Consider the following 22,171-nt stretch of genomic DNA (forward strand, 5'->3'; position numbering starts at 1 on the left):
TCATTCACAATGGGCGAAACGTAAAGAGTATTCGCCTTGTTTTGTGATCGCTGTGTGGTCATCCGTATCTACGGAATTGCCTAGCGTTCCTGATAAGGATCGGGAATACGCAGGCTGGCCAGGATGGCTGTTTCCAGCGCTTCCATGTCCTGTGCCTCGTCTTCATCAATGTGGTCGTAACCCAAAGAATGCAGACAACCGTGCACAACCAGGTGTGTGGCATGGTGCAAAAATGGCTTGCCCTGTTCCTGGGCTTCGCGCTCCAGAACGGGCAGGCACAGCACGATATCGCCGTGGACCACGCCTTCCTCGTCCTGGCCATATTCAAAGGTCAGCACATTGGTGGCGTAATCACGCTCTCGGTAACCCGAATTCAGGCTTTGGCCTTCCTCGGCATCTACGATGCGCAAGGTGGCCGCTAAAGCAGTGAAGCGATCTTCTGGGTGAATACGTTCGACAGCCATATCAATGCTGCGTTGCATCCAGCGACGGATGCGCGAGCGGCTCAGTTCAGGGCAGGCAACGGCGTATTGAACACTTAACGATAAATCAGGCATCACCAGCGGCCTCATAAGCGTCCACAATCCGTGCGACCAAGGGGTGGCGCACCACGTCACGGCTGCTAAAGCGCGAGCAGGAAATACCCTGGACGTTTTCCAGCACCTTGACCGCATGGTTCAAGCCACTGCGCTGGCCTTTGGGCAAGTCCACTTGGGTAGGGTCACCTGTAATGACGGCCTTGCTGCCAAAACCGATGCGGGTCAGAAACATTTTCATCTGTTCTGGTGTGGTGTTCTGGGCTTCGTCCAGAATCACAAAGGCGTGGTTCAGGGTGCGGCCGCGCATGTAGGCTAAGGGGGCGATTTCAATAATCTGTTTTTCAAACAGGCGCTGCACTTTTTCCACGCCCATTAAATCGTACAGGGCGTCGTACAGCGGGCGCAGATACGGATCTACCTTTTGGGCTAGATCGCCGGGTAAAAAGCCCAGGCGCTCACCGGCTTCTACGGCAGGCCGAGTCAGAACCAGACGGTGTACGGATTCGCGCTCCAGTGCATCAATTGCGCAGGCTACTGCCAGCCAGGTCTTGCCGGTACCGGCCGGGCCTATGCCGAAGTTGATGTCGTTATCCAGGATGTTGCGCAGATACTCGCGCTGGCCTGGGGTACGAGGACGCAGATCGCGCTTGGCCGTGCGTAAATTGATTTCTTCCTGGCCGACGGGCGGAGGCTCAGGCAGGGGCTCCGCTTTCTTGGCCTGTTCGTGGCTACGGCTGGCACCCAGTTCGACCAAACCCAGCTGAATATCGTCGATATTCAGCGCCCGGTGCACGGCACGTGAATGAAACCAGTCAATGGCCTTGGCGGCTTCGTCCGCGCGTTCACCTTCAATCGAAACATGACTGCCACGCCGACGCAGGGTGACGTTGTACGCCATAGCAATCTGCTTGATGTTCTCGTCCAGGGGGCCGCACAGATTGGCCAGATGGGTATTGTCCCCGTCCAGACGCAAAGCAGTGGGCATGCGGCGGCGTTGGCTAGTCATATCAGGCTCCTGTCACCCGGTCGTGAGTCACGATTTCGCCGCGCAAGGTATTAGTCAGCACTTGGGTCACGTGTACATCCACAATTTGTCCGATCAGGCGGCGATCGCCCGGAAAGTTGATGATGCGGTTGTTTTCTGTGCGGCCTTTCAATTCCGTGTCGTCCTTGCGGGAGGTGCCTTCGACCAGAATGCGTTGCACGCTGCCGACCATGGCCTGGCTGATTGCCTGAGCCTGCCCGTTGACCTGCGCTTGCAGACGGTGCAAACGGTCCAGCTTTTCTTCTTTGCTGGAGTTGTCTTCCAGGTCGGCGGCAGGGGTGCCGGGGCGACGGGAGTATACAAAGGAGAAAGACTGGTCGAAATTCACATCGCGAATCAGTTTCAGTGTTTTCTGGAAATCTTCTTCGGTCTCGCCGGGGAAGCCAACGATAAAGTCCGAGGACAAGACAATGTCCGGACGGGCTTCGCGCAGGCGGCGCACGATGGATTTGAACTCCAGCGAAGTGTAGCCGCGTTTCATTGCAGCCAGAATACGGTCGCTACCAGCTTGTACAGGCAGGTGCAGGAAAGGGACCAGCTTGGGCAGATTGCCGTGGGCAGCGATCAGGCGCGAGGTCATTTCCTTGGGGTGCGAGGTGGTGTAGCGAATGCGCTCGATGCCGGGAATCTCGTGTACGTATTCCAGCAGCATGGCAAAGTCGGCAATCTCGCCAGCGACCTCGGTAGGGCCACGATAGGCGTTCACGTTCTGGCCCAGCAGTGTCACTTCGCGCACGCCCTGGTCGGCCAGGTCAGCCACTTCCATCAGCACATCGTCAAAGGGGCGGGAGACTTCGGGGCCACGGGTGTAGGGCACCACACAGAAGCTGCAATACTTACTGCAACCTTCCATGATCGACACAAAGGCCGAGTAGCCTTCAACACGTGCCGGGGGCAGGGCGTCGAATTTTTCAATTTCTGGAAAGCTGATGTCCACTTGCGAGCGGCCGCTGTTGCGGCGCTTGACGATCAGCTCGGGCAGGCGGTGCAGGGTTTGCGGTCCGAAAACCACATCCACGTAGGGAGCGCGACGAATAATCGTGTCGCCTTCTTGACTGGCCACACAGCCGCCCACGCCAATCACCAGATCGGGGTTGAGCGCTTTCAAGTGCTGAACCCGGCCCAGATCCGAGAACACCTTTTCTTGCGCTTTTTCGCGCACCGAACAGGTATTAAACAGGATGATGTCTGCTTCTTCGGGGTTGGTCGTCAGCTCTATCGGGCGATCCTGATTCAGGATATCGGCCATTTTTTCGGAGTCGTACTCGTTCATTTGGCAACCAAAGGTGCGGATGAAGAGCTTGCGGGCAGGCTTGGCGGCGGAATCCGCGCTGGCGGGAGTAGTGAGTGTGGTGTCTGTCATAGAAGGAGCCGTGACGGGTGTATATCCCGCGGGCTATTGAAAATGATGAATCGAGCATTATAGCGCCCGGCCTCCAGTGAGCCACAAGGCGCGCTCTTATGTTGTTGGACTTGTTGCTGGCGGGCCGCTTTTTTGACGGGAAGGTAGTTGAAACAGTACTGAGCAGAGTGTGGAAACCGATTTATCCTGCTTGCATCACATTTTCAGAAAATATATGATTCGTATATGGATCATATAAAGGAAGTGGAATGGGTATTGTGAATATTGATGATGAACTGCACGATCAGCTACGCAAGGCCAGCACGGTGTCGTGTCGCTCCATCAATGCACAGGCGGCTTTTTGGATACGCATGGGGCTGTTGTGTGAGCTGAACCCGACCTTGAGTTTTAACGATATTGTTGCCCGGGAAATGCGTGCAGCGGGGCTGGGCGAACCGGCGGTACCGCTGGAACAGAGGGAGCCCGCATGATTAAGACGGCCGACGAACTTGCCTTGATGGCGGAAGCGGGTCGCTTGCTGGCTCAGGTGTTTACGCGCCTGGATCAGCTGGATTTGATTGGTATGAACACCATGCAGGTCAACGATCTGGTTGAGTACTTCATCGTGAATGACTTGCAATCCCGCCCGGCCAGTAAGGGGCAGTATGGCTATGCTTATGTTTTGAATTCCTCGCCTAATCAAGTGGTGTGTCACGGCATGCCGTCCATCACCGATGTGCTGAAAGAGGGCGATATCGTGAATTTCGACATCACCTTAGAGAAGAACGGTTTTATTGCGGACTCCAGTAAGACCTATATGGTGGGGCAGGTGGCTCCCGCTGCCCGGAAGTTGGTCGATGCCTGCTATCAGGCTATGTGGAAAGGCATACAGGCGGTACGGCCTGGTGCGACCTTAGGGGATGTGGGATTCGCCATCTCTCAATATGCGCGTCAGCATGGCTATTCCGTGGTGCGGGACTATTGCGGGCACGGTATTGGGCGCGAAATGCATGAGGCGCCGGAGGTGTTGCATTGGGGCATGCCGCGTACAGGATTACGTTTGATGGAAGGGATGGTGTTCACGATTGAACCCATGCTGAATCAGGGGGGCCATGCGGTACAAACCGGACAAGATGGCTGGACCGTACGAACGTGCGATGGTTTGTTGTCCGCTCAATTCGAGCACACGGTAGCTGTGACAGATAGCGGTGTGCGCGTGCTGACTTTAAGGCCGGATGAGACTGTGCCGCATTGATTAAATGGCCTGTCGTGCTTTTGTGCCTGCCGTGTTTGTCGTCGTTTTGGTGTTTGAGTCGTTGTTTTACAGTCTTTCAGCTCACCTTGATTGAATGGATCTGCCTAGGCTTGGCGGGTCGTGAACTCGGAGCGCGATTTATCCCCCGGACAAACCGTAAGCGTGCTCCTCAAGCAGCACACCCCTTGCATCCCGCCTCAGCATCCCGCCCGCGGCGGCCAACCTGACTCGCCCGCCGACCTGCTCAGGCCTTTAATAAAACAAAAAGAGGGTTATTGCTGCCACTCTATTGATGGTATGCCTGTACTCTCAAAAGCAAAAAGCCCGACATTATTGTGATGTCGGGCTTTTCTTTAGCAACAGCTAAGAAGCAACTTAACCTTCTACTACCTCGCCGCCTTCATCTTTCTTGACTGGCTTGACCAGATCCTCACGCTTCACGCCCAACCACATGGAAATGGCAGCGGCAACGAACACGGAGGAGTAAATACCGAACCAGATACCAATGGTCAGTGCCAGCGAGAAGTTATGTAGTGTTGGGCCACCAAAGAAGAAAATCGACAACACCATCATCTGGGTAGACCCGTGGGTGATGATAGTGCGCGAAATATTCTGGGTAATGGACAGGTCAATAATGTCCGACACCGACATCTTGCGCTGCTTGCGGAAGTTTTCTCGGATACGGTCCATCACCACGACCGACTCGTTCACGGAGTAACCCAGCACGGCCAGCACACCGGCCAGAACCGATAGCGAGAACTCCCACTGGAAGAACGCGAAAAAGCCCAGGATGATGACCACGTCGTGCAAGTTGGCAATAGCACACGCTAGCGCCAGCTTCCATTCAAAGCGGAAGCCCAGATAAAGCACAATGCCCACGACAACGAAGGCCAGCGCCATCAAACCGTTGTGCAGTAGCTCCTGCCCGACCTGCGGCCCCACAAACTCCACACGGCGCAGCTCTACGTCCGAGTGTTGCTGTTGCAAAGCATTGATAACCTGTGCGCTCTGCTGAGTCGAATCCTGCCCGTCCAGCACAGGCAAACGAATCATGATGTCCTGAGACGTACCGAAGTTCTGCACTTGGAAGTCGGTATAGCCCAGAGCTTGAACTGAGCGGCGCACTTCTTCGACCTGCACGGTTTGCTGATAGTGCACTTCCATGACTGTGCCACCGGTAAATTCGATGGACAGGTGAAAGCCGCGCAAAATAATAAAAACGACTGCTGCAATAAATGTCAGAAAACTGATCAGGTTCAGCACCAGCGCATGGCGCATGAACGGGATGGTGCGGTGAATACGAAAAAATTCCATGATGCTCTATGCCTGTAGTTGGGCCTGGCCGGTTTGCACCGGCCCCGGCGCTTTACTTCTTGTCCTGTGGCTTCCAGACCTGGCCGATAGAAATCCCTTGCAGGCGACGACGGTTGCCATACCAGAGATTGACCAGGGCACGAACCCCAACCACCGAGGAGAACATGGAGGTCAGAATGCCGATCACATGCACCACTGCAAAGCCGCGGATAGGACCAGAACCAAAGGCCAACAAAGCGACACCCACGATCAGACTGGTCAGGTTGGAGTCGAAAATAGTGGCCCAGGCACGATCAAAACCCAGATTAATGGCTTGTTGCGGTGAGGCGCCATTGCGTAATTCTTCTCGGATACGCTCGTTGATCAGCACGTTGGCGTCAATGGCCATACCCAGCGTCAAAGCAATAGCGGCGATACCGGGCAAGGTCAGGGTCGCTTGCAGCATGGACAGCACAGCCAGCAGCAAGAGCACGTTGAAAGTCAGGCCAATGGTGGAGAACAGACCAATCAAGTGGTAGTACAGCATGATGAAGATCGCAATCGCAATAAAGCCATACAGCGTGGCGTTAAAGCCCTGGCGAATATTGTCGGCACCCAGGCTCGGGCCAATGGTGCGCTCTTCGATGATGCTCATGGGGGCGGCCAGCGAACCGGCACGCAGCAACAGGGAAATATCGGCAGCTTCCTGAGCGTTCATGCTGCCGCTGATCTGTACCTGACCATTGGGGATTTCGCTGCGGATAACCGGAGCGGTCACCACTTCACCTACGCCATTTTCAAATAGCACAATCGCCATGCGCTTGTTGATGTTGTTGCGGGTGATATCGCGGAAAATACGCGAACCTTTATTGTCCAGCGTCAGGTTGACGGTGGGCTGTTGGGTTTGCGAGTCACGGCCGGGTTGGGCATCTTGCAGGTTTTCACCTGTCAGGATGACTTGGCGACGCAGCAGCAAGGGCGCGCCACCACGTTCGGTGTAGCGTTCCAGGCCAAAGGGCACGGTGCCCGAGTTCAGGGCGGCAACAGCGGCGGGGGAGTCTTCCACCATGCGCAGTTCCAGCGTGGCGGTACGGCCCAGAATTTCTTTGGCCTTGGCCACATCCTGCACACCCGGCAACTGCACCACGATACGGTCGGAGCCTTGCTGTTGAATCAGCGGTTCGGCAACGCCCAGTTCGTTGATCCGGTTATGTAAGGTGGTGATGTTTTGCTTGAGCGCATTGCTCTGTACCTGGATGACAGCGGTGTCGGTCAGGCGGGCGTTCAGACCATTATTACCGGACGGAGTGAAAGCCAGGTCGGGCATGGAACGGCGCATTTCGGTCTGGGCGCGATCACGCTCATCTTCCGAAGCAAAGCTCAGACGCAGGGCCTGACCATCACGTTCAATGTTGCCAACCGGTATTTTTGCTTCGCGCAGCACGCTGCGGGCATCAGCCACCATGGAGTCGTAGCGGGCCGTCAAGGCGCCCTGCATATCGACTTGCAGCAGGAAGTGCACGCCACCGCGCAAATCCAGACCCAGGTGCATGGGGTGCGCGCCCAGGGCAGTCAGCCAGGCGGGCGACGCGGGCATCAGGTTCAAGGCGACGGTGTAGTCTGGCAAGCTCGCGCCCTTGTTCAGGTCGCGCTCGATCAGGTCTTTGGCCTTGAGCTGAACATCGGTGGAGTCAAAACGAAAACGCGCAGTGGCGCTGGGTCCGTTTTGCTCGAAATACGAACCCGTCGTAGGAATATTGTTGTTCTTGAGCAGCTCTTCAACATGACTGATCAGGTTGGTTTCAAGCCGGACCGTGGATTTGGCGCTGGAGACCTGGACAGCAGGAGACTCACCAAACAGATTGGGCAGCGTATAGATCAGGCCGATCGCCAGCGCGACCAATACGATGAGATATTTCCAGAGGGGATAACGATTCATGGGGTATCTACGACGGGTGCAGAAATGGCAACCCCGGACCAAAGTCCGGGGTCGGAGGCATTACAGCGACTTGATGGTGCCTTTAGGCAGCACAGTCGTAACGGCCACGCGTTGGACCAGAACTTCGACCGGCTTGTCGGTCAGGTTGGCGACTTCAACGGTCAGGTAGTTGTCGTGAACTTTGCTGACTTTGCCCAGCAGACCGCCGGAAGTGATGATTTCGTCGCCTTTGCCCAGATTGGACACTAGGTTACGGTGTTCTTTCTGACGCTTCATTTGAGGGCGAATCATCAGGAAGTACAGCACAACGAACATCAAGATGATGGGCAGCATGCCCATCAAGGCATTATCACCACCACCAATCTGGGCGGGGATGAGAGTCAGAATGTCAACAGCGGACATATGGGGCTCCTGAGGGTTTTTTTGTGTGGGTTGTCAAAAACTAACGGTGTATTGTAGCGGCACTTTATTGCGGGATCACAACCCGCGTGTTATTCAATTCCGCGCGCCCGGTCCTGATGGAACTGTTCACGCCAGGCTGAAAACCGCTTTTGCTCGATGGCATCACGCATCTCTTGCATGATCTGCAGATAAAAATGCAGGTTGTGCAGGGTATTCAAACGCGAGCCGGTAATTTCATTGGAACGCTGTAAATGGTGCAAATAGCCACGCGAAAAATGCTGGCAGGTATGACATTGGCAGCCAGTATCTAGTGGGCGGGTGTCGTCGCGGTAGCGGGCATTACGAATCTTGATGTCGCCAAAGCGGGTAAACAGCCAGCCATTGCGCGCATTGCGGGTCGGCATGACGCAGTCAAACATATCCACACCCTGGCTAACCCCTTCGACCAGATCCTCGGGGGTGCCTACGCCCATTAAATAACGCGGGGCGTTGGTAGGCAGTTTGGGTGTGGTGTGCGCCAGAATGCGCATCATGTCTTCTTTAGGCTCGCCAACGGACAGGCCGCCAATAGCATAGCCTTCAAAACCGATCTCGGTCAGGCCAGCCAGGGATTCGTCGCGCAGGTCTTCGTACATGCCGCCTTGCACAATACCAAACAGGGCATTGGGGTTGGCCAGTTTCTTGAATTCGTCGCGCGAGCGGCGGGCCCAGCGTAAGGACATGCGCATGGATTTGGCCGCTTCGATATGCGTGGCAGGGCGGTCATCAATCAGATAAGGCGTGCATTCGTCGAACACCATGGAAATGTCGGAGTTCAAGGAGTACTGGATTTGCATGGATACTTCAGGCGTCAGGAACAGGCGCTCGCCGGTGATAGGGGAGGCAAATTTCACCCCTTCCTCGGTAATCTTGCGCATGCCTTTCAGGCTAAATACCTGAAAACCACCTGAGTCCGTCAGGATGGGCTTGTCCCACTGCATGAAATTGTGCAGCCCCTTGTACTTGTCCATGACTTCTGTGCCAGGGCGCAGCCAAAGGTGGAAGGTATTGCCCAGAATGATCTGTGAACCAATGTCTTTCAACTCGTGCGGCATCATGGCTTTGACGCTGCCATAGGTGCCTACCGGCATGAAGATGGGGGTTTGCACCACACCGTGGTTCAGGGTGATCTGGCCACGGCGAGCGGCGCCATCGGTGCTTAAAAGGTCAAACTTCAGTCCACTCATGGGGTAAGAGGCTCAATGAACATAGCATCGCCATAACTAAAGAAGCGATACCGGGATTGGACGGCGTGCTGGTAGGCACGTTGTATAGGTTCGATCCCCGCCAGGGCCGATACCAGCATCAGCAAGGTGGACTGGGGCAGATGGAAATTGGTAATCAAGGCATCGACAGACTGGTACTGGTAGCCGGGGGTAATGAATAGGCGCGTGTCGCCTTCAATGCTGCCATCGGCGCAGCGCTGGTTCATGCCAGGCTCCTTGCTGGCGGCAGATTCCAGTGACCGCACGCTGGTGGTGCCCACGGCAATGACACGACCGCCCGCAGTACGGGTGGCCTCGATCTTGGCCAGGGTGGCGGCGGGCACATGGTAGCGCTCGGCGTGCATGACGTGTTCGCTGATCGTGTCCACACGTACAGGCTGGAAAGTACCGGCACCGACGTGCAGGGTTACAAAAGCCTGGTCAACGCCTAGCTCGCGCAGGGAGGCCAGCATCTCGTCGGTAAAGTGCAGGCCAGCGGTTGGGGCTGCGACTGCACCGGGATGACGGGCGTAAACGGTTTGATAACGCGATTCGTCTTCTTCATCGGCTGCGTGGGTGATGTAGGGGGGCAGAGGCGTCGCGCCGTACTGCTCCAGCATGTCCAGCACAGGTTCGTGAAAGCGCAGCGCAAACAGGGCGTCCTCGCGTCCCGTGCAATCGGCCAGCACCCGGCCTTCGGCTAATTCCAGCAAGGTGCCGGGTTTTGGGGATTTGCTGGCGCGGATATGGGCCAGAGCGGTGTCGGGGCCGGTGACGCGTTCAATCAGTACTTCTACTCTGCCGCCGCTGCTTTTCTGGCCTTGCAGGCGCGCCTTGATGACTCGTGTGTCGTTGAAGATCAGCAGATCACCCCGGCGCAGCAAGCTGGGCAGGTCGGTAAATTGCCGATCATGTAATTGGCTGGCGCCGTCCAGATGCAGCAGACGGCTGCCCTGGCGCTGGGCTGGAGGGCTTTGAGCGATCAGATCAGAGGGAAGCTCGTAATCGAATTGGGCGATAGTTAAAGAGGGGTCGATGCTCATGGTGTGTCGTAAAGGGCCGCTGGCCAGAAGGCCGGGCCTGATGGGGTAACCGACTATTTTACCGCTTTGCCGCCAGATTGCTGAAACGGTCATATCCTCGGTGTTTTTCTTTCGGTATGCTTGGGTCTTTCCTGAATTGATCTGTTGGAGACGTGGGCATGGGCGTTTTAAAGGCAAAGCCTGTTTTGAGTCGTTGCAAGCATGTGGCCCTGGCCACCTTGCTCATGGTGCAAGGCGCATCACTAGCCCTGGCCCAGGCCTTGCCACCCGAGCTGGCCTCGGTCTGGAATGCCAGCCGTCTGCCGCAGTCGGCCCTGTCCATTGTGGTGGACGAGGCGGATGGCCCGCGTCTGGTGGGCATCAACCCCCAGGAGCCCCGCAACCCCGCATCGGTCATGAAGCTGGTCAGTACCTGGGCAGGCCTGTCCGCTCTGGGACCGGAATATACCTGGCGCACCACCTTGATGGCCCAGGATGGCCTGCAGGTGGACGAGCAGGGCACCTTGAAGGGCCCTTTGTATATCAAGGCTGGAGGCGATCCGTTTCTGACGGTGCCACAGTTGTGGGACATGTTGCGTGAACTCCGCTTGCGTGGGGTGAAGAATCTGACCGAAGTTGTTGTGGATCGTTCCATCTTTGGTAACGTCACCATCAATCCAGGCGATTTTGATAATGCGGGTGACCGTCCCTACAACGCCAGCCCCGATGCCATGATGGTAGGCCTGGGCGCTTCCCGTCTGGTGTTTCAGCCCGACACCCAAGCGCGTAAATGGATTGCCATCGTCGATCCTCCTTTGCCTGGCGTGCGTGTGCAGGGCGAAGTAGAGTGGTCCACCGCGACGTGCCCGGGTTCCCCTGTGGTGGGAACTCAGATTCAGCCTGAGGCTGGTGGCATGGTGATCCGTGTCAGCGGCAAGGCGGCCGCCTCTTGCGGTGAGTTCAGCGTTTATCGTTTGGTGCACTCTCAAACGGAGTTTTTCGACAAACTGTTCCGTGGCCTATGGCGCGACCTAGGGGGCACCTTGGCGCGTGATATCAAGGCAGGCCGAGTGCCTGCCCGTGCCCAGGCTATTACCTGGCATGACTCGCAATCCTTGTCGGACCTGATCCGCCTTATTAATAAGCAAAGCAATAACGTCATGGCACGGACCATCCTGCTGACGGTCGGTGCGGAAATGAATGGCCCGGGTGCCACGGTTGCCAGTGGCGAGCGGTCGGTGATGAATGTTCTGGGTCGCCAAGGTATCAATACGGCTGGTTGGACGGTGGACAACGGTTCGGGCTTGTCCCGCAATGCACGGGTGACGGCGGGCGGCATGGCTGACATGCTGAAAGTCGCTTGGCGTTCCAACTGGATGCCTGAGTACATTTCCTCGTTTGCGATCTCCGGCGTGGATGGCACAGTGCGTTCGCGCTTGCGCGATGACGAGGTTCAGGGGCGTGCCCACCTGAAAACCGGCACCTTGCGCGATAGCCGAGCCTTGGCCGGTTACGTGCTGGGAGCCAGTGGAAAGCGGTATATTGTCGTCATGATGGTCAATGACGAACGTTCTGCCTCTGCACGGCCCTTTTTTGATGCGGTGGTGAAGTGGTTGGCAGTGCGTTAACGATCACGATAGTGCGGGCCGCTTTGAGGCGGCCCTGTTTTAGTTTGTCCCTAATTTGATGAAGCAATCATGCCCATACACGAAATACGCCACCCTTTGATCCGCCATAAACTGGGCTTGATGCGCAAGGCGGATCTGAGCACCAAGAATTTCCGCGAAATGTCCCAGGAAATCGCCTCCTTGCTGACTTACGAGGCTTGCAAGGATTTGCCGCTGGAACCCACCACCATTTCGGGCTGGTGTGGTGATGTGGAAGTGGAAAAGTTGGCTGGCAAGAAGGTGACGGTGGTTCCCATTCTGCGAGCAGGTATTGGCATGCTGGACGGTGTGTTGAGCCTGATCCCCGGCGCTAAAGTCAGCGTGATCGGCATCGCCCGTAACGAAGAAACGCTTGAGGCCCAGACCTATCTGGAGCGTCTGGTGGGTGAACTGGATCAGCGTCTTGCCTTGATTATTGATCCTATGCTGGCAACGGGTGGTTCCATGGTTGCGACCATCGATCTGCTGAAAAAAGCGGGTTGCAAAAATATTCGCGCCCTGGTGCTGGTAGCGGCACCGGAGGGCATCGCTACTCTTGAAAAACACCACCCTGACGTGCATATCTATACCGCTTCCATTGATCAGCGTCTGGACGAGCATGGGTATATCGTGCCGGGCTTGGGTGATGCAGGTGATCGTATTTTCGGGACTCGTCAAAAAGATTAAGGCAAGGAGGGTTCAGACCAGAACTTGTCGTGTTTTTTTACAATCCCTTGCCAGTGTCCCTAAGTGGATAGGCATAATAATGAGTCAAACGTGAGTTTCACTGAATCAGGATGTACATGAAACTGAATGCTTGGATGGTTGCACCGCTGTTGGTCATGTTGGGACTGAGTTCGGCTCAGGCCGGTTTGTGCGATGTCCCTTTTATGCGTGATGGCGGACAGGTACAACTGACTGGTTCGGGGTTTTTGGCCCTGGGGGCGGATCTGGCTTTTTCCGACGTGAAAAAGCAGGGTGGCGATCAGTGTCAGGCTCGGGTTCAGGGTAAGGCCAGTGTGGCTCTGGCAGGCTTGCCTGCCAGTAAACCCAATATTGATTACGTCATGACCGTGCGCGATGGCCGTACACGTTTCCAGCGCGATGATGGTCGTGGTGGTCTGGAACCCGTTCAAGGCTCATTCGATTTGCGTTTGCTGGGCCTGTTCTCTTATGAACATGGTGGATTGCAGGAAGGTCAGACTTTCCCCCGGCAGGATTTTCAGATCAATTTGGACAAGCGGGTCCAGTCCAATGTTTTACGTATTCATACGGGTGCCAAGACAGTAGGAGCCCAGCAAACCGTGCAGACGGCACTGGGCAATTACCAATGTTGGCCTATCCGCTACCAGCGCGAGATTGAGCCTACTCAGGCCAGCTTTAGTGGCATTAGCCTGCCTATTCCGGGGATTAACTCCCAGGTAACCGACTGGTATTGCCCGGAAGTACAAATGGTTATGAAACAAGAAAGTATTCAGAATGGTGCACCGTCTACGGTGGACGTGACGCAACTGAAGTAAACCTGTGACCCACTTGTCCCAGGTCCACCGAGCATCTTTATCCTGATCGTGAAAGCAGCAGGTTAAAGAATTTTATGCGGCGCTTCTATTGCGCTATTCACTTGGCGATACGTATTTGTCGCGTGTCCCTTTCAACTGCAAGGAGTTGTATATGGCTACCAAGAAAAGTGTGGAAAACAGCGGAGACAAATTCATCGAAGAGGTTAAGGCAAGCCTGGATGAGGCCGAGCAACTGATGCGTGAAGCAGCCGAAGCCACGGGCGATAAAGCCGGTGAGCTGCGTGAAAAAGCGATGCGCTCATTGCGGCTGACCCGGGATTCTTTGCACGATGCCCAAGAAGCTGTGGTTGAACACAGCGTGCGTGCAGCAAAAGCAACCGACAACTATGTTCACGATAAACCCTGGCAAGCCATTGGCGTGGCCGGCGTTGTGGGCTTGATGTTCGGCATGCTGATCAGCCGTCGTTAATCTGTCTGTGCTCTGCGCTGCTGGCCCTGTCCGGGGCCGCAGCAGCAAAAAAAGCAGCCCTGCCGATCTGGATTTTACGGTCCAGGTCGGCAGCCTCTTAGACATCAGGCTCTTGTCATTGCTGGCAATGACAAGATGCCGCAGAGCAGGGATAAATCATGGCGCTTAGGCAAACTATCAGTCAGCTTGGTTCTACCTTGATAGGAGCTGTCAGTACGCGGCTGGAGCTGTTCGCTCTGGAAGCCGGTCAGCAGAAGGCCAGCCTGATAACCATACTGAGTATGGTGTTCGGCGCGCTGCTGTTCTCGACTTTGGCGGTGCTGGTTTTCAGCTTGTTGCTGGCTTTGTACTTTTGGCCTACCGATTACCGCTATTGGGCCCTGGGCGCATTGGTCGTCCTGTATGCGGGTTTGGGAGTGGGTTTGTTCCTGGCCGTACGCCGCCGCCTGACAACAGGACCGATTCCTTTTTCGGCTACCTTGTCCGAGTTGCGCCGCGATGTTGCGTTTATTGAGCGCTTGAGGGATTCTGAGGGAGACGTGAAATGAGCACCAAGCAAGAGAGCATGTCCGCCCAGGAACGGGCCGTGCGTATCGAACTGCTGCGAGTCCGAGCTTCCTTGGAGCGGCAGAGCATGTCGTCTCAGATTCATTCGCTAGGCGACGATTTAAGTCCCGGTAATTTGTGGAACAGTGTCAAACCCTCCGGCCTGAGCATGGGCGGTATGGTGACCAGCGCTTTGTCCTTGTCACGCCGTTATCCGTTTTTGCTGTCGGGGGCCTCGGCGGTCATCAGCAGTTTTGGTGGTCGCTGGATGCGGCTCGGGGCCTTGGCTCTGGGGGCATGGAAGCTATATGACTCCTCCAAGGCTTCGCGGGAAAAAGCACGCAGAGTGTTGGTTCCGGTACGTCGTAAGACGGATACGGAAGTTTGATCATTCAGTGTTTTTAGAGAACCGGCCCAGGCCGGTTTTTCTTTGTGTGTCAGCCAGAGTGACAGGCTGGTTTTTGCAGCCTGCTGGGCTTATGCTCCAGATAATAAATAATTCCAGTCTTGGAAATACATAATCAGGAGAGATAGCCCGTCATGCAGGTGCCATTACTGAATGCCTTAAGAACCTTTACGGTGTCCGCGCAAAGGTTGAACTTCACCAAGGCGGCAGAAGACCTGCTGGTCTCTCCTTCGGCGGTCAGTCACCAGGTCAAAGTGCTGGAAGAATACTTGGGCTGCAAGCTGTTCTTGCGTAAAAACCGTTCTTTGGAGCTGACGGACAAGGGGCAGTTTTTGTTCGATCGCTTGCAGCGGCCGTTTTACGAAATCAACCAGGCTTTGAGCGAGTTGCGTATGCCGCATGGCAAGAGCCGCATTAATCTGTCTTTACGGCCCTTTGTGTCCAGCATGTGGTTTACCGGGCAGTTGGGAGACTTCTGGCTGAAGCACCCGGATATTGAAATCAATTTGCTGCATCGTTTGCAAGCACCTGATTTTTTCCGCGACAACATCAACTTTGCGATTGTGTGGGGCAAGCAGGGTGATTGGCCGCAGTTGCAAACCTTGCGCATCATTCCGGGAAATCTGACGCCGGTGTGTGCGCCGTCCTACTTAAAGATGCACGGCAAGATTGAGTCTGCTGCTGACCTGAACCAGCATGTGTTGATTCATGAGGAAAACCAGCTGTGCTGGGAGCAATGGTTACGCAAGGCGGCTGGGCAGGAGTTGACGGCCAAGAAGGGCTTTCACATTGACGACACCAATGTGCGCATGAACGCGGTGCTTAATGGGCAAGGCGTGATGCTGGGCTGCCCGGCTCTGTTAAAGCCTATGCTGGAGAAGCAGGAAATCGTTCAGCTCTTTGATGTGTACCTGGATGAGTACGCGTATTTTCTGGCCTATCCCAAAGAAGCCAATATAAGCAGCCAGGAGCAGGAGTTTATTGATTGGGTGGCTTCTATCGCCATTCGCTAAGCGCTATCTGATTATCCTTGTACGTAGAAAGCCTGCGATTTCGCAGGCTTTTTTGTGTCCAGAATCGAGCAGTTTTTGACGGAATCCGCTCCAGCCTCAAAAAAAACTCATCGTTCCGTCAAATTTGCTCAATTTTCAAGCCTCGCTCCCTGTCGCATGATTGGCCTGACCTAATAACAAGCCATTCATGGTGCTCAAGCAGACCAGAGGAGATATCGAGATGAATAAAGCCCTACGCTCACCGATTGCTATTGAAGAGTTCGATCGAAGCTACTTTCAGCAAGAAACGGATGAAGTCTATGCCTTGCCGCCCGAGTGTTTTAACTCGGAAGACTTTTTTGAGTTTGAGCTGAATGCGGTTTGGAAGAAGCAGTGGTTCTGTGTTGGCCGTGCCACCGACATTCCTAATGCGGGTGACTTCTTCACCTTTGATGTGGGTAATGACGCCTTATTGGCCATTCGCACGCGTGAAGGTGGCATTAATGTGCTCTCGAACGTGTGTCGCCACCGCAATATGCTCTTGCTGGAAGGTGCAGGCAATGTGCGTCGTATCAGTTGCCCTTTGCACGCCTGGGTCTACAACATGGAAGGCGAGCTGGTGTCGGCCCCGGGCCTGACCGATAGCGGTGCCAGCTTCGATCCCAAGAGTGTCTGTCTGCCCAAGATTCGTTCAGAAGTCTGGGAAGGCTTCATTTTCATTAATTACGACGCGCTGGCACCCGCCCTGCATACCCGTCTGGGTAATCTGGGCAAGCAGCTAGAGAACTACCGCATGTCCGAACTGAAGTCTTCCGAGCCCTTGAAGATGGAAAGTTTTGACTGGAACTGGAAAATCTTTAACGACGAGTGCTACCACTGCAGTTTCCTGCATGCCTCCTCCTGGGGCGGTATGTATGAAACCAATCCGGAGCGCGTGGATGAAAGCGCCGTCTTTAACGACGTCTCCAACGGCATTGTGTCCTACAACCTGATTTCCACGCATATTGACGCGGCACCGACCCATACTGGCTCGGTCCTGCAGCCAGCAATGGATTCCTTGAGCGATCAGGAGCGCACCCAGCTGTCTTACGTGACCGTGGCACCAAACTTGCTGCTGGTAGGCATGCCCGACAAGGTGAAGTACTTCATGTGGCTGCCTAAGAGCGCCAAGCAGTCCACCTACGGCGTGTCCTGGATGTATCCGCAATCCACGCTGGAGCGTGAGGATCACAAAGAGAAGTTCGATCAGGAACACGATGATCTGTATCCCGTCATGATCGAGGATCTGTTCGCATGGCGTCGTTCGCATCAGGGCATGCAGTCGAATTTTGCCTCCCGCGGCCGTTTGACCAATGAAGAGCTGGTCATCAAGCGTTTGCAGAACTGGCTGATTGATTTGTACCGCGCAGAAGATAGCCGGGCAGATGAGCAGAGCCGGGTCCTGCCTATCCGCGCGATTGCTTAAGAGGGCGGGAGCGGCATCATGCAGCAAACATTGCAAACACGCGTGCTGAAAAAGACCCGACTTTCGGAACGGGTGGTGGGTTTGACGCTCGGTCTGCAAAACGGGGCCGAATTCCCTGTCTGGGAGCCCGGCGCCCATATTGAGCTGGAGCTGGCGGTTTCCAAGGGCGAGCCGCTCTATCGTCATTATTCGCTGTGCGGTCAGCAGGCCAATAGCCGCGAGTGGCAGATCGCTGTTTTGAGAGAGGATTCCGGTCGGGGTGGTTCTGCTTACATTCACGACGTGTTGCAGGAAGGTGATGCCTTGGCGGTCAGCCCTCCCAAAAATCACTTTCCTTTTGCTGCCGATAAAAAGTGCTTTTTTATTGCCGGCGGCATTGGGATTACGCCCATTGTGCCTATGGTCCAGGCGGCTGCCGCAGCCGGTCTGGACTGGCATTTGCTGTATCTGGCCAGAAATGCGGCGGACTTTATCTTTCTTCAGGAACTGCAGCAAGTGGATGGGGCACGCATTACAACGCATGCCTCCAATCAGGATGGTTTGTTTGACCTGGAAGCGGCCTTAAAGGCGCTGGACGAGCACACCACTGTGTATTCCTGCGGCCCGCAAGCCTTGCTTAATGCCTTGGAAAGCTATCAACAGGAACAGGCTGACATCGCTTGGCAACTGGTGCTGGAGCGCTTTTCGGTGCAAGCCGATCCAGGCTTGTTGCAAGGCAAGAGCTTTACGGTGACCTTGCAAAAGTCCGGTAAAAGCGTCGTGGTCGCCAGTGATGAAAGCATCCTGGCAGCCCTGAAACGCGAGGGGATACGGGTCAAGTGTTCATGTCAGAACGGTACTTGCGGCACCTGCGAGACGGTTGTGATTTCCGGCCAGCCTGAACACCGGGACTTTGTCTTGTCCCCCCAGGAGCGGCAGCTGAATGAAACCATGATGATCTGCGTTTCCCGAGCCGTGTCGGCCGAATTAGTTTTAGATCTATAACAATAAACAGGAGAACACACCATGAAAAAAGTGGTGGTTACAGGCGGCTCGGGCCGTGTAGGGTCTTACGTGGTTCAGCAGTTGATGCAAACCATGAACGTGGTGGTGGCCGATTTGAAGCCTAGCCAGCATCAGGTGTCATTTATTCAAACCGACGTGATGAATCTGGAGGCTGTACGCGCAGCCACCAAAGATGCGGACGCCGTGATTCATCTGGCCGCTATCGATTTCGATTGGAAAGCGCCGGAAGAGCAATACATCAATGTCAATGTGCGTGGCACCTGGCATGTGCTGCAGGCCTGTCGTGAAAACGGCGTCAAGAAAGTGGTGCTTTGCTCCAGCATTTCTGCCTGCGGCTTGTCGGAGATGCGTGCCGACTGGACGCCCCAGTATCTGCCTGTTGATGAGGCTCACGAGAACAAGCCTTATCAGGCCTACAGCGTCAGCAAGATCATGATGGAGCAGATGGCAAAGAGCTTTAGCGATGCCACAGATATGGAAGTGATCTGCCTGCGTCCGCTGGCTGTGGTCTTGCCGGAAACCATTGCTGAGTACATTCAGTTTGTGGATAGCCCGGATCGTAACTGGCTGTTCTATTACATCTGGGCGGCTGATCTGGCGCGTGCTTTTGAAGCCGCCGTCAATCTGCAAGGGCTGCGCTACGGGGTGTTCTTTATCAGCGCCGATGACAGCTCTCATCCTGCGGCTACTACCGACTGGTATCCGCAGATTATTGGGGCTGTCCCGCCGATTAAGAATCCACGCTGGTATCAGAACAATCCGCGCGCTTCCATTTTCAGCAGCAGTGCCGCCAAGGACATCCTGGGTTGGCAGCCCAGCACGGATTTCACGCAGTTACGCGAAGAATATGCGGTGGCGAAAGAGCAGGCTTAAACACAGCCAGATTACGCCCATGACTAAAACATAAGTACGGAGACTGAGCATGAACGGTATTAAAACAGGCACCTTGGACTGGACGGGTGATAACCCCTTTATTTATTTGAAAACCGATCCGGATCAGGACTGGTCTTCCTTGTCCTTGTATTTCCGTATCGCCAGTTCGGAGTACGGCAGTGGTCAGGCCATTCTGGTGCTGGACAAACCATACGAGGAAGGCGACGAGAGCGACACACGCTGGCTAATTACCGACAATCTGCCTTTAGCCGAATATCTGGTGCGGGACTTTGTGCGTCATTTTGGCCTGTTCCGTAAAGCGCTTGCCCTGGACAAGTTGAAGGTACTGGGCGACGGCGTGTTTCAGACGGTCAATCGCTTTCCTGAGTTAGTCACAGAGTCGGTCAGCTCGGCCAGCGCGGGTGTGAACATAGCGTTGCAATGGCATCAAATGACGCAGCCCGCGATTTGTGTGGACCTGCCACAAAGCCAGACTCAAACCCAGAAGCACGAAATGATGTGCGTATTCCACCCTGCGCAGGAAGCCAAGGTGCTGATTAATGGCACGCCTTTGGCGGGCAGCACGATAGAGCGGGATTTCAACGGCACGCGGGCGCAGTCGGCCAGCTTGGCGAATAGTGAAACCTGGGTGCGCGTGGCGTAAGGAGGTGGTATGGCTCAGCATGTAGATAAGCACGCGCCAGCAGTTCTGCCGTTCTGGACTGGCGTCAGACCCTTGCAAGAGATTCTGCCTTCACAGGCCCGTTTGGTTTTGCATGCCGGGCCGCCTTTTCGTAGCCCGGCGGAGTTGCCGCCCGCCATCCGCAATTCAGTACTGGTAGGCATCCTGTATGAAGGCTGGGCAAGCAACAAGGCAGAGGCTCAAACCTTGCTGGATGAAGGCGGAGTGCAACTGGCTCCCGCCCAGGATTACGGTGTGCTTGTTCCCTTGGCCGGGGTAGCGACGCCCTCCATGTTCCTCATTGAAGTGAGCGATGCCAATCGGCCCGCAAACAAGAAGTACTCCGTGCTAAATGAAGGGATGCAGTGGTGTACACGCCTGGGTATTTTTGCGCAGGAAATGATGCCGCATCTGCGCTGGCTGCATCAGGATCTGGGCGCAAGGCTGGTCGCTCATTTTGGCGCCCCTGTCGATCTGGCACCCATTGTGCAGGCGTCGCTGCTTAACGGTGATGATGGTCATGCTCGCACGATGCATGCTTCTCGCCTGCTGGCCGACATTATTGTCTCTTGGGGTATTAATGATGAACAAAGCACGAGCTTTCTTTACGGTGCGATGGCGTGGGCACTGAATTATTGGATGGCAGCCAGCGCCCTTATTCTGGCGACGCAGGAACAGGCAGCAGGGACGGATGCCATTGTCAAAGTAGGGGGCAACGGCTTGCGTTTTGGCTTGCAGTTGGCGGGCGCCAAGACTTGGCTGGTTGTGGATGCGCCGGCCATCGTGGGTAGTAAAGAAGCCGGTAAAGAGCAGGCTCAAGCCCTAGGTACCTTGGGCGACAGCGCGGTGGTGGATTTTGTCGGGCTGGGTGGACAGTGCCTGGACCTAGCTGCATTCAGTGCCCAAAATCTGCAGGCTGTTTTACCTGCGGATTACCTGAATCGTCAAAGCCAGTTTTTGAAAACCCATTTGCCCTTTCTGGCGGGCCGTGCAGGCATTACTGATGCTGTAGCGGTGATGGCCAGCGATACAGGGCCTTTGGTTTTGCTGGGCATGATTGATGGTGCCGGGGAAAAGGGCCGTATCGGGGGCGGCGTGGCCACTGTGAATGCCCAGTTGTTGCGCAATCTTAAGGAGTGGCAGCATGAAACGACAGTGGTTTAAGTTACCCCTGCATCAATTGCTGCACGCTCTGCATACGGGAGAAGCCACACTGCCAGAGATAGTGGCCTCTTTTTACGGACGTATTGCAGTACGAGATGAGAAAGTAGGGGCCTGGCAATACCTGATCGATCAGGAAGACTATCTGGCCGAATATGAGAGCCGTAGCGAGTTCTACAAAGCCTCACCCTTGATGGGGCTGCCCTTTGCAGTCAAGGATGTCATTGATACGGCTGACATCCCCACCACCATGGGCTCTGCCATTCATCAGGATCGTATCCCGGATATGGATGCCTCTTGTGTGACCGCCATGAAAGCAGCCGGCGGTATTTTGATGGGCAAAACCGTTACTACCGAATTTGCCTATTTCCAAGCGGGTAAAACAAGCAACCCGCATGATCCGGAACGCACGCCGGGTGGTTCGTCCAGTGGTTCAGCCGCAGCGGTGGCGGATTATATGGTGCCCATTGCCTTTGGTACTCAAACCGCTGCCTCAGTGATACGGCCTGCCTCGTACTGTGGCTGTATCGGCTATGTCGGCAGTAAAAACGAGTTCTCCTTGCGCAATATCCAGCCTTTGGCTCAGTCATTGGATTCGCTGGGCATCATCAGCAACGATGTGCTCGATACCTTGTTGGTACGGAATATTCTGCTGCATAAATCCTTGAGTCTGGCGGCACCGGGTACGCCGCAGTCTTATGTATTTGCCAGCTTTTCGGGGGAGGCTCTGGGCGAGATGCAGGCCCCCATGCTGGAGACGCTATCCGCCTGCCAGCAAGCGCTGTTGGAGCAGGGGCATCAATGTATTGCTTTCCCGTTCTCGGATGAAATGGCTGAGTTAACGACCTTGCATGCCCAGATCATGGCTTATGAAGTAGCCCGTAATCTGGTTTATGAACAGCAGCAGCATGAAACCTTAAGCACGCATATGCAGGGTTTGCTCAGCAGTGGCTTGGCTTTGCCCTACAAGGAGTACATTGCCGCCTTGGAACGCGCTGATGAGCTCAAGCGCAGCTTGTTGCAGTGGTTTGATAGCCAGCAGGTGGACTTCATTCTGGCGCCTGCCGCTTCTGGTGTTGCCCCATATAAAACGGTAGGCACGGGGGCGCCCTTCATGAGCCGAGCCTGGCAGTTGGCCGGACTGCCTGTCGTGTCTTTGCCCTTGGGCTATCACCAGAAAATGCCTATGGGTTTGCAGTTGATTGGCAAGCCGCATCAGGATGATGTTCTGCTGTCGCAGGCTTTGCAGTTGCAGCAACGGTTCTTAGGAGCCGGTACGGTTCTTGCTCTGTAGTTGCCGGCCTTTTTGTTTGAGTCAAACGTCC

The 22,171-nt window shown here is 55.3% G+C and carries 23 protein-coding genes; 15 read left to right on the plus strand and 8 right to left on the minus strand.

The features are described from left to right. Positions 1–80 precede the first annotated feature (80 nt). From ybeY to miaB, 3 genes are read right to left on the minus strand one after another with little or no spacing between them, the layout of a single operon-like run. A complete protein-coding gene (gene ybeY / locus IE156_RS07055) occupies positions 81–557 on the minus strand; it encodes an rRNA maturation RNase YbeY (protein WP_189391821.1) in 477 nt (158 codons plus the stop codon). Then, complete coding sequence (locus IE156_RS07060; protein WP_189391822.1) at positions 550–1,545, minus strand: PhoH family protein; 996 nt, start codon at positions 1,543–1,545, stop codon at positions 550–552. Before IE156_RS07060 ends, ybeY begins: the two co-directional genes overlap by 8 nt. A 1-nt stretch (position 1,546) precedes the next feature. After that, positions 1,547–2,947, minus strand: a complete 1,401-nt coding sequence (gene miaB, locus IE156_RS07065; RefSeq protein ID WP_189391823.1) for a tRNA (N6-isopentenyl adenosine(37)-C2)-methylthiotransferase MiaB — start codon at positions 2,945–2,947, stop codon at positions 1,547–1,549. Between the two features lie 248 nt (positions 2,948–3,195). Here miaB and IE156_RS07070 point away from each other — a divergent pair, with 248 nt between their 5' ends. Further along, the gene (locus tag IE156_RS07070; RefSeq protein WP_189391824.1) at positions 3,196–3,417 is read left to right on the plus strand and encodes a ParD-like family protein; all 222 of its coding nucleotides are present in this window, start codon (positions 3,196–3,198) and stop codon (positions 3,415–3,417) included. Next, a complete protein-coding gene (gene map, locus IE156_RS07075) occupies positions 3,414–4,181 on the plus strand; it encodes a type I methionyl aminopeptidase (RefSeq protein ID WP_189391825.1) in 768 nt (255 codons plus the stop codon). Before IE156_RS07070 ends, map begins: the two co-directional genes overlap by 4 nt. A gap of 375 nt (positions 4,182–4,556) precedes the next feature. Here the strand turns inward: map and secF are convergent, their stop codons facing one another. The 5 genes from secF to queA all read right to left on the minus strand — a co-directional run bounded on the left by secF (position 4,557) and on the right by queA (position 10,102). Further along, on the minus strand, positions 4,557–5,495 hold the full coding sequence (gene secF, locus IE156_RS07080) for a protein translocase subunit SecF (protein WP_189391826.1): 939 nt from the start codon (positions 5,493–5,495) through the stop codon (positions 4,557–4,559). 52 nt (positions 5,496–5,547) lie between these two features. Then, the gene (gene secD, locus IE156_RS07085; protein ID WP_189391827.1) at positions 5,548–7,413 is read right to left on the minus strand and encodes a protein translocase subunit SecD; all 1,866 of its coding nucleotides are present in this window, start codon (positions 7,411–7,413) and stop codon (positions 5,548–5,550) included. Between the two features lie 60 nt (positions 7,414–7,473). Next, positions 7,474–7,815, minus strand: a complete 342-nt coding sequence (yajC, locus tag IE156_RS07090) for a preprotein translocase subunit YajC (RefSeq protein WP_189391828.1) — start codon at positions 7,813–7,815, stop codon at positions 7,474–7,476. Positions 7,816–7,904: 89 nt separating this feature from the next. Next, positions 7,905–9,041 (minus strand): tRNA guanosine(34) transglycosylase Tgt, encoded by a 1,137-nt coding sequence (gene tgt / locus IE156_RS07095; protein WP_189391829.1) that lies wholly within the window; start codon positions 9,039–9,041, stop codon positions 7,905–7,907. Continuing rightward, positions 9,038–10,102: a tRNA preQ1(34) S-adenosylmethionine ribosyltransferase-isomerase QueA gene (gene queA, locus IE156_RS07100; RefSeq protein ID WP_189391830.1), complete on the minus strand. Its 1,065-nt coding sequence runs from the start codon at positions 10,100–10,102 to the stop codon at positions 9,038–9,040. Before queA ends, tgt begins: the two co-directional genes overlap by 4 nt. Positions 10,103–10,260: 158 nt before the next feature. Between queA and dacB the strand changes: the two genes are divergently transcribed. The 13 genes from dacB to IE156_RS07165 all read left to right on the plus strand — a co-directional run bounded on the left by dacB (position 10,261) and on the right by IE156_RS07165 (position 22,140). Continuing rightward, complete coding sequence (gene dacB / locus IE156_RS07105; protein WP_189391831.1) at positions 10,261–11,709, plus strand: D-alanyl-D-alanine carboxypeptidase/D-alanyl-D-alanine endopeptidase; 1,449 nt, start codon at positions 10,261–10,263, stop codon at positions 11,707–11,709. Between the two features lie 69 nt (positions 11,710–11,778). Then, entirely contained in the window at positions 11,779–12,414 is a 636-nt protein-coding gene (gene upp / locus IE156_RS07110; RefSeq protein ID WP_189391832.1) for a uracil phosphoribosyltransferase, read from the plus strand. 116 nt (positions 12,415–12,530) lie between these two features. Next, the gene (locus tag IE156_RS07115; protein WP_189391833.1) at positions 12,531–13,247 is read left to right on the plus strand and encodes a hypothetical protein; all 717 of its coding nucleotides are present in this window, start codon (positions 12,531–12,533) and stop codon (positions 13,245–13,247) included. A gap of 151 nt (positions 13,248–13,398) precedes the next feature. Further along, positions 13,399–13,716, plus strand: a complete 318-nt coding sequence (locus tag IE156_RS07120; protein WP_189391834.1) for an ElaB/YgaM/YqjD family protein — start codon at positions 13,399–13,401, stop codon at positions 13,714–13,716. 158 nt (positions 13,717–13,874) lie between these two features. Next, positions 13,875–14,264 (plus strand): phage holin family protein, encoded by a 390-nt coding sequence (locus IE156_RS07125; protein ID WP_189391835.1) that lies wholly within the window; start codon positions 13,875–13,877, stop codon positions 14,262–14,264. After that, positions 14,261–14,650: a hypothetical protein gene (locus IE156_RS07130; RefSeq protein ID WP_189391836.1), complete on the plus strand. Its 390-nt coding sequence runs from the start codon at positions 14,261–14,263 to the stop codon at positions 14,648–14,650. The genes IE156_RS07125 and IE156_RS07130 overlap by 4 nt, the downstream gene beginning before the upstream one ends. Before the next feature lie 152 nt (positions 14,651–14,802). Next, positions 14,803–15,681, plus strand: a complete 879-nt coding sequence (locus IE156_RS07135) for a LysR substrate-binding domain-containing protein (protein ID WP_189391837.1) — start codon at positions 14,803–14,805, stop codon at positions 15,679–15,681. Between the two features lie 220 nt (positions 15,682–15,901). Further along, positions 15,902–17,125 carry an aromatic ring-hydroxylating oxygenase subunit alpha gene (locus IE156_RS07140; protein ID WP_189391838.1) on the plus strand — a complete coding sequence of 408 codons (1,224 nt, stop codon included), beginning with the start codon at positions 15,902–15,904 and terminating at the stop codon, positions 17,123–17,125. Between the two features lie 18 nt (positions 17,126–17,143). Beyond that, on the plus strand, positions 17,144–18,109 hold the full coding sequence (locus IE156_RS07145; RefSeq protein ID WP_189391839.1) for a PDR/VanB family oxidoreductase: 966 nt from the start codon (positions 17,144–17,146) through the stop codon (positions 18,107–18,109). A gap of 21 nt (positions 18,110–18,130) precedes the next feature. Beyond that, complete coding sequence (locus IE156_RS07150; RefSeq protein ID WP_189391840.1) at positions 18,131–19,003, plus strand: NAD-dependent epimerase/dehydratase family protein; 873 nt, start codon at positions 18,131–18,133, stop codon at positions 19,001–19,003. 49 nt (positions 19,004–19,052) lie between these two features. After that, positions 19,053–19,667, plus strand: coding sequence for an NAD-dependent dehydratase (locus tag IE156_RS07155; RefSeq protein WP_189391841.1), 615 nt, complete (start codon positions 19,053–19,055; stop codon positions 19,665–19,667). 9 nt (positions 19,668–19,676) lie between these two features. Next, positions 19,677–20,849 carry an oxamate carbamoyltransferase subunit AllG family protein gene (locus IE156_RS07160; RefSeq protein WP_189391842.1) on the plus strand — a complete coding sequence of 391 codons (1,173 nt, stop codon included), beginning with the start codon at positions 19,677–19,679 and terminating at the stop codon, positions 20,847–20,849. Continuing rightward, on the plus strand, positions 20,830–22,140 hold the full coding sequence (locus tag IE156_RS07165; protein ID WP_189391843.1) for an amidase: 1,311 nt from the start codon (positions 20,830–20,832) through the stop codon (positions 22,138–22,140). Before IE156_RS07160 ends, IE156_RS07165 begins: the two co-directional genes overlap by 20 nt. Positions 22,141–22,171 lie beyond the last annotated feature (31 nt).

Origin of the sequence: Alcaligenes pakistanensis (assembly GCF_014652815.1) — a bacterium.
In the GTDB taxonomy this organism is placed as follows: domain Bacteria; phylum Pseudomonadota; class Gammaproteobacteria; order Burkholderiales; family Burkholderiaceae_B; genus Alcaligenes; species Alcaligenes pakistanensis.

Coding starts and splice junctions, on each gene's coding strand:
- IE156_RS07120 (WP_189391834.1), top strand. CDS start 13,399: ATGGCTACCAAGAAAAGTGTGGAAAACAGCGGAGACAAATTCATCGAA.
- dacB (WP_189391831.1), top strand. CDS start 10,261: ATGGGCGTTTTAAAGGCAAAGCCTGTTTTGAGTCGTTGCAAGCATGTG.
- IE156_RS07140 (WP_189391838.1), top strand. CDS start 15,902: ATGAATAAAGCCCTACGCTCACCGATTGCTATTGAAGAGTTCGATCGA.
- IE156_RS07060 (WP_189391822.1), bottom strand. CDS start 1,545: ATGACTAGCCAACGCCGCCGCATGCCCACTGCTTTGCGTCTGGACGGG.
- IE156_RS07155 (WP_189391841.1), top strand. CDS start 19,053: ATGAACGGTATTAAAACAGGCACCTTGGACTGGACGGGTGATAACCCC.
- upp (WP_189391832.1), top strand. CDS start 11,779: ATGCCCATACACGAAATACGCCACCCTTTGATCCGCCATAAACTGGGC.
- tgt (WP_189391829.1), bottom strand. CDS start 9,041: ATGAGTGGACTGAAGTTTGACCTTTTAAGCACCGATGGCGCCGCTCGC.
- secF (WP_189391826.1), bottom strand. CDS start 5,495: ATGGAATTTTTTCGTATTCACCGCACCATCCCGTTCATGCGCCATGCG.
- yajC (WP_189391828.1), bottom strand. CDS start 7,815: ATGTCCGCTGTTGACATTCTGACTCTCATCCCCGCCCAGATTGGTGGT.
- IE156_RS07145 (WP_189391839.1), top strand. CDS start 17,144: ATGCAGCAAACATTGCAAACACGCGTGCTGAAAAAGACCCGACTTTCG.
- secD (WP_189391827.1), bottom strand. CDS start 7,413: ATGAATCGTTATCCCCTCTGGAAATATCTCATCGTATTGGTCGCGCTG.
- miaB (WP_189391823.1), bottom strand. CDS start 2,947: ATGACAGACACCACACTCACTACTCCCGCCAGCGCGGATTCCGCCGCC.
- map (WP_189391825.1), top strand. CDS start 3,414: ATGATTAAGACGGCCGACGAACTTGCCTTGATGGCGGAAGCGGGTCGC.
- IE156_RS07165 (WP_189391843.1), top strand. CDS start 20,830: ATGAAACGACAGTGGTTTAAGTTACCCCTGCATCAATTGCTGCACGCT.
- IE156_RS07150 (WP_189391840.1), top strand. CDS start 18,131: ATGAAAAAAGTGGTGGTTACAGGCGGCTCGGGCCGTGTAGGGTCTTAC.
- IE156_RS07160 (WP_189391842.1), top strand. CDS start 19,677: ATGGCTCAGCATGTAGATAAGCACGCGCCAGCAGTTCTGCCGTTCTGG.
- ybeY (WP_189391821.1), bottom strand. CDS start 557: ATGCCTGATTTATCGTTAAGTGTTCAATACGCCGTTGCCTGCCCTGAA.
- IE156_RS07135 (WP_189391837.1), top strand. CDS start 14,803: ATGCAGGTGCCATTACTGAATGCCTTAAGAACCTTTACGGTGTCCGCG.
- IE156_RS07115 (WP_189391833.1), top strand. CDS start 12,531: ATGAAACTGAATGCTTGGATGGTTGCACCGCTGTTGGTCATGTTGGGA.
- IE156_RS07130 (WP_189391836.1), top strand. CDS start 14,261: ATGAGCACCAAGCAAGAGAGCATGTCCGCCCAGGAACGGGCCGTGCGT.
- IE156_RS07070 (WP_189391824.1), top strand. CDS start 3,196: ATGGGTATTGTGAATATTGATGATGAACTGCACGATCAGCTACGCAAG.
- IE156_RS07125 (WP_189391835.1), top strand. CDS start 13,875: ATGGCGCTTAGGCAAACTATCAGTCAGCTTGGTTCTACCTTGATAGGA.
- queA (WP_189391830.1), bottom strand. CDS start 10,102: ATGAGCATCGACCCCTCTTTAACTATCGCCCAATTCGATTACGAGCTT.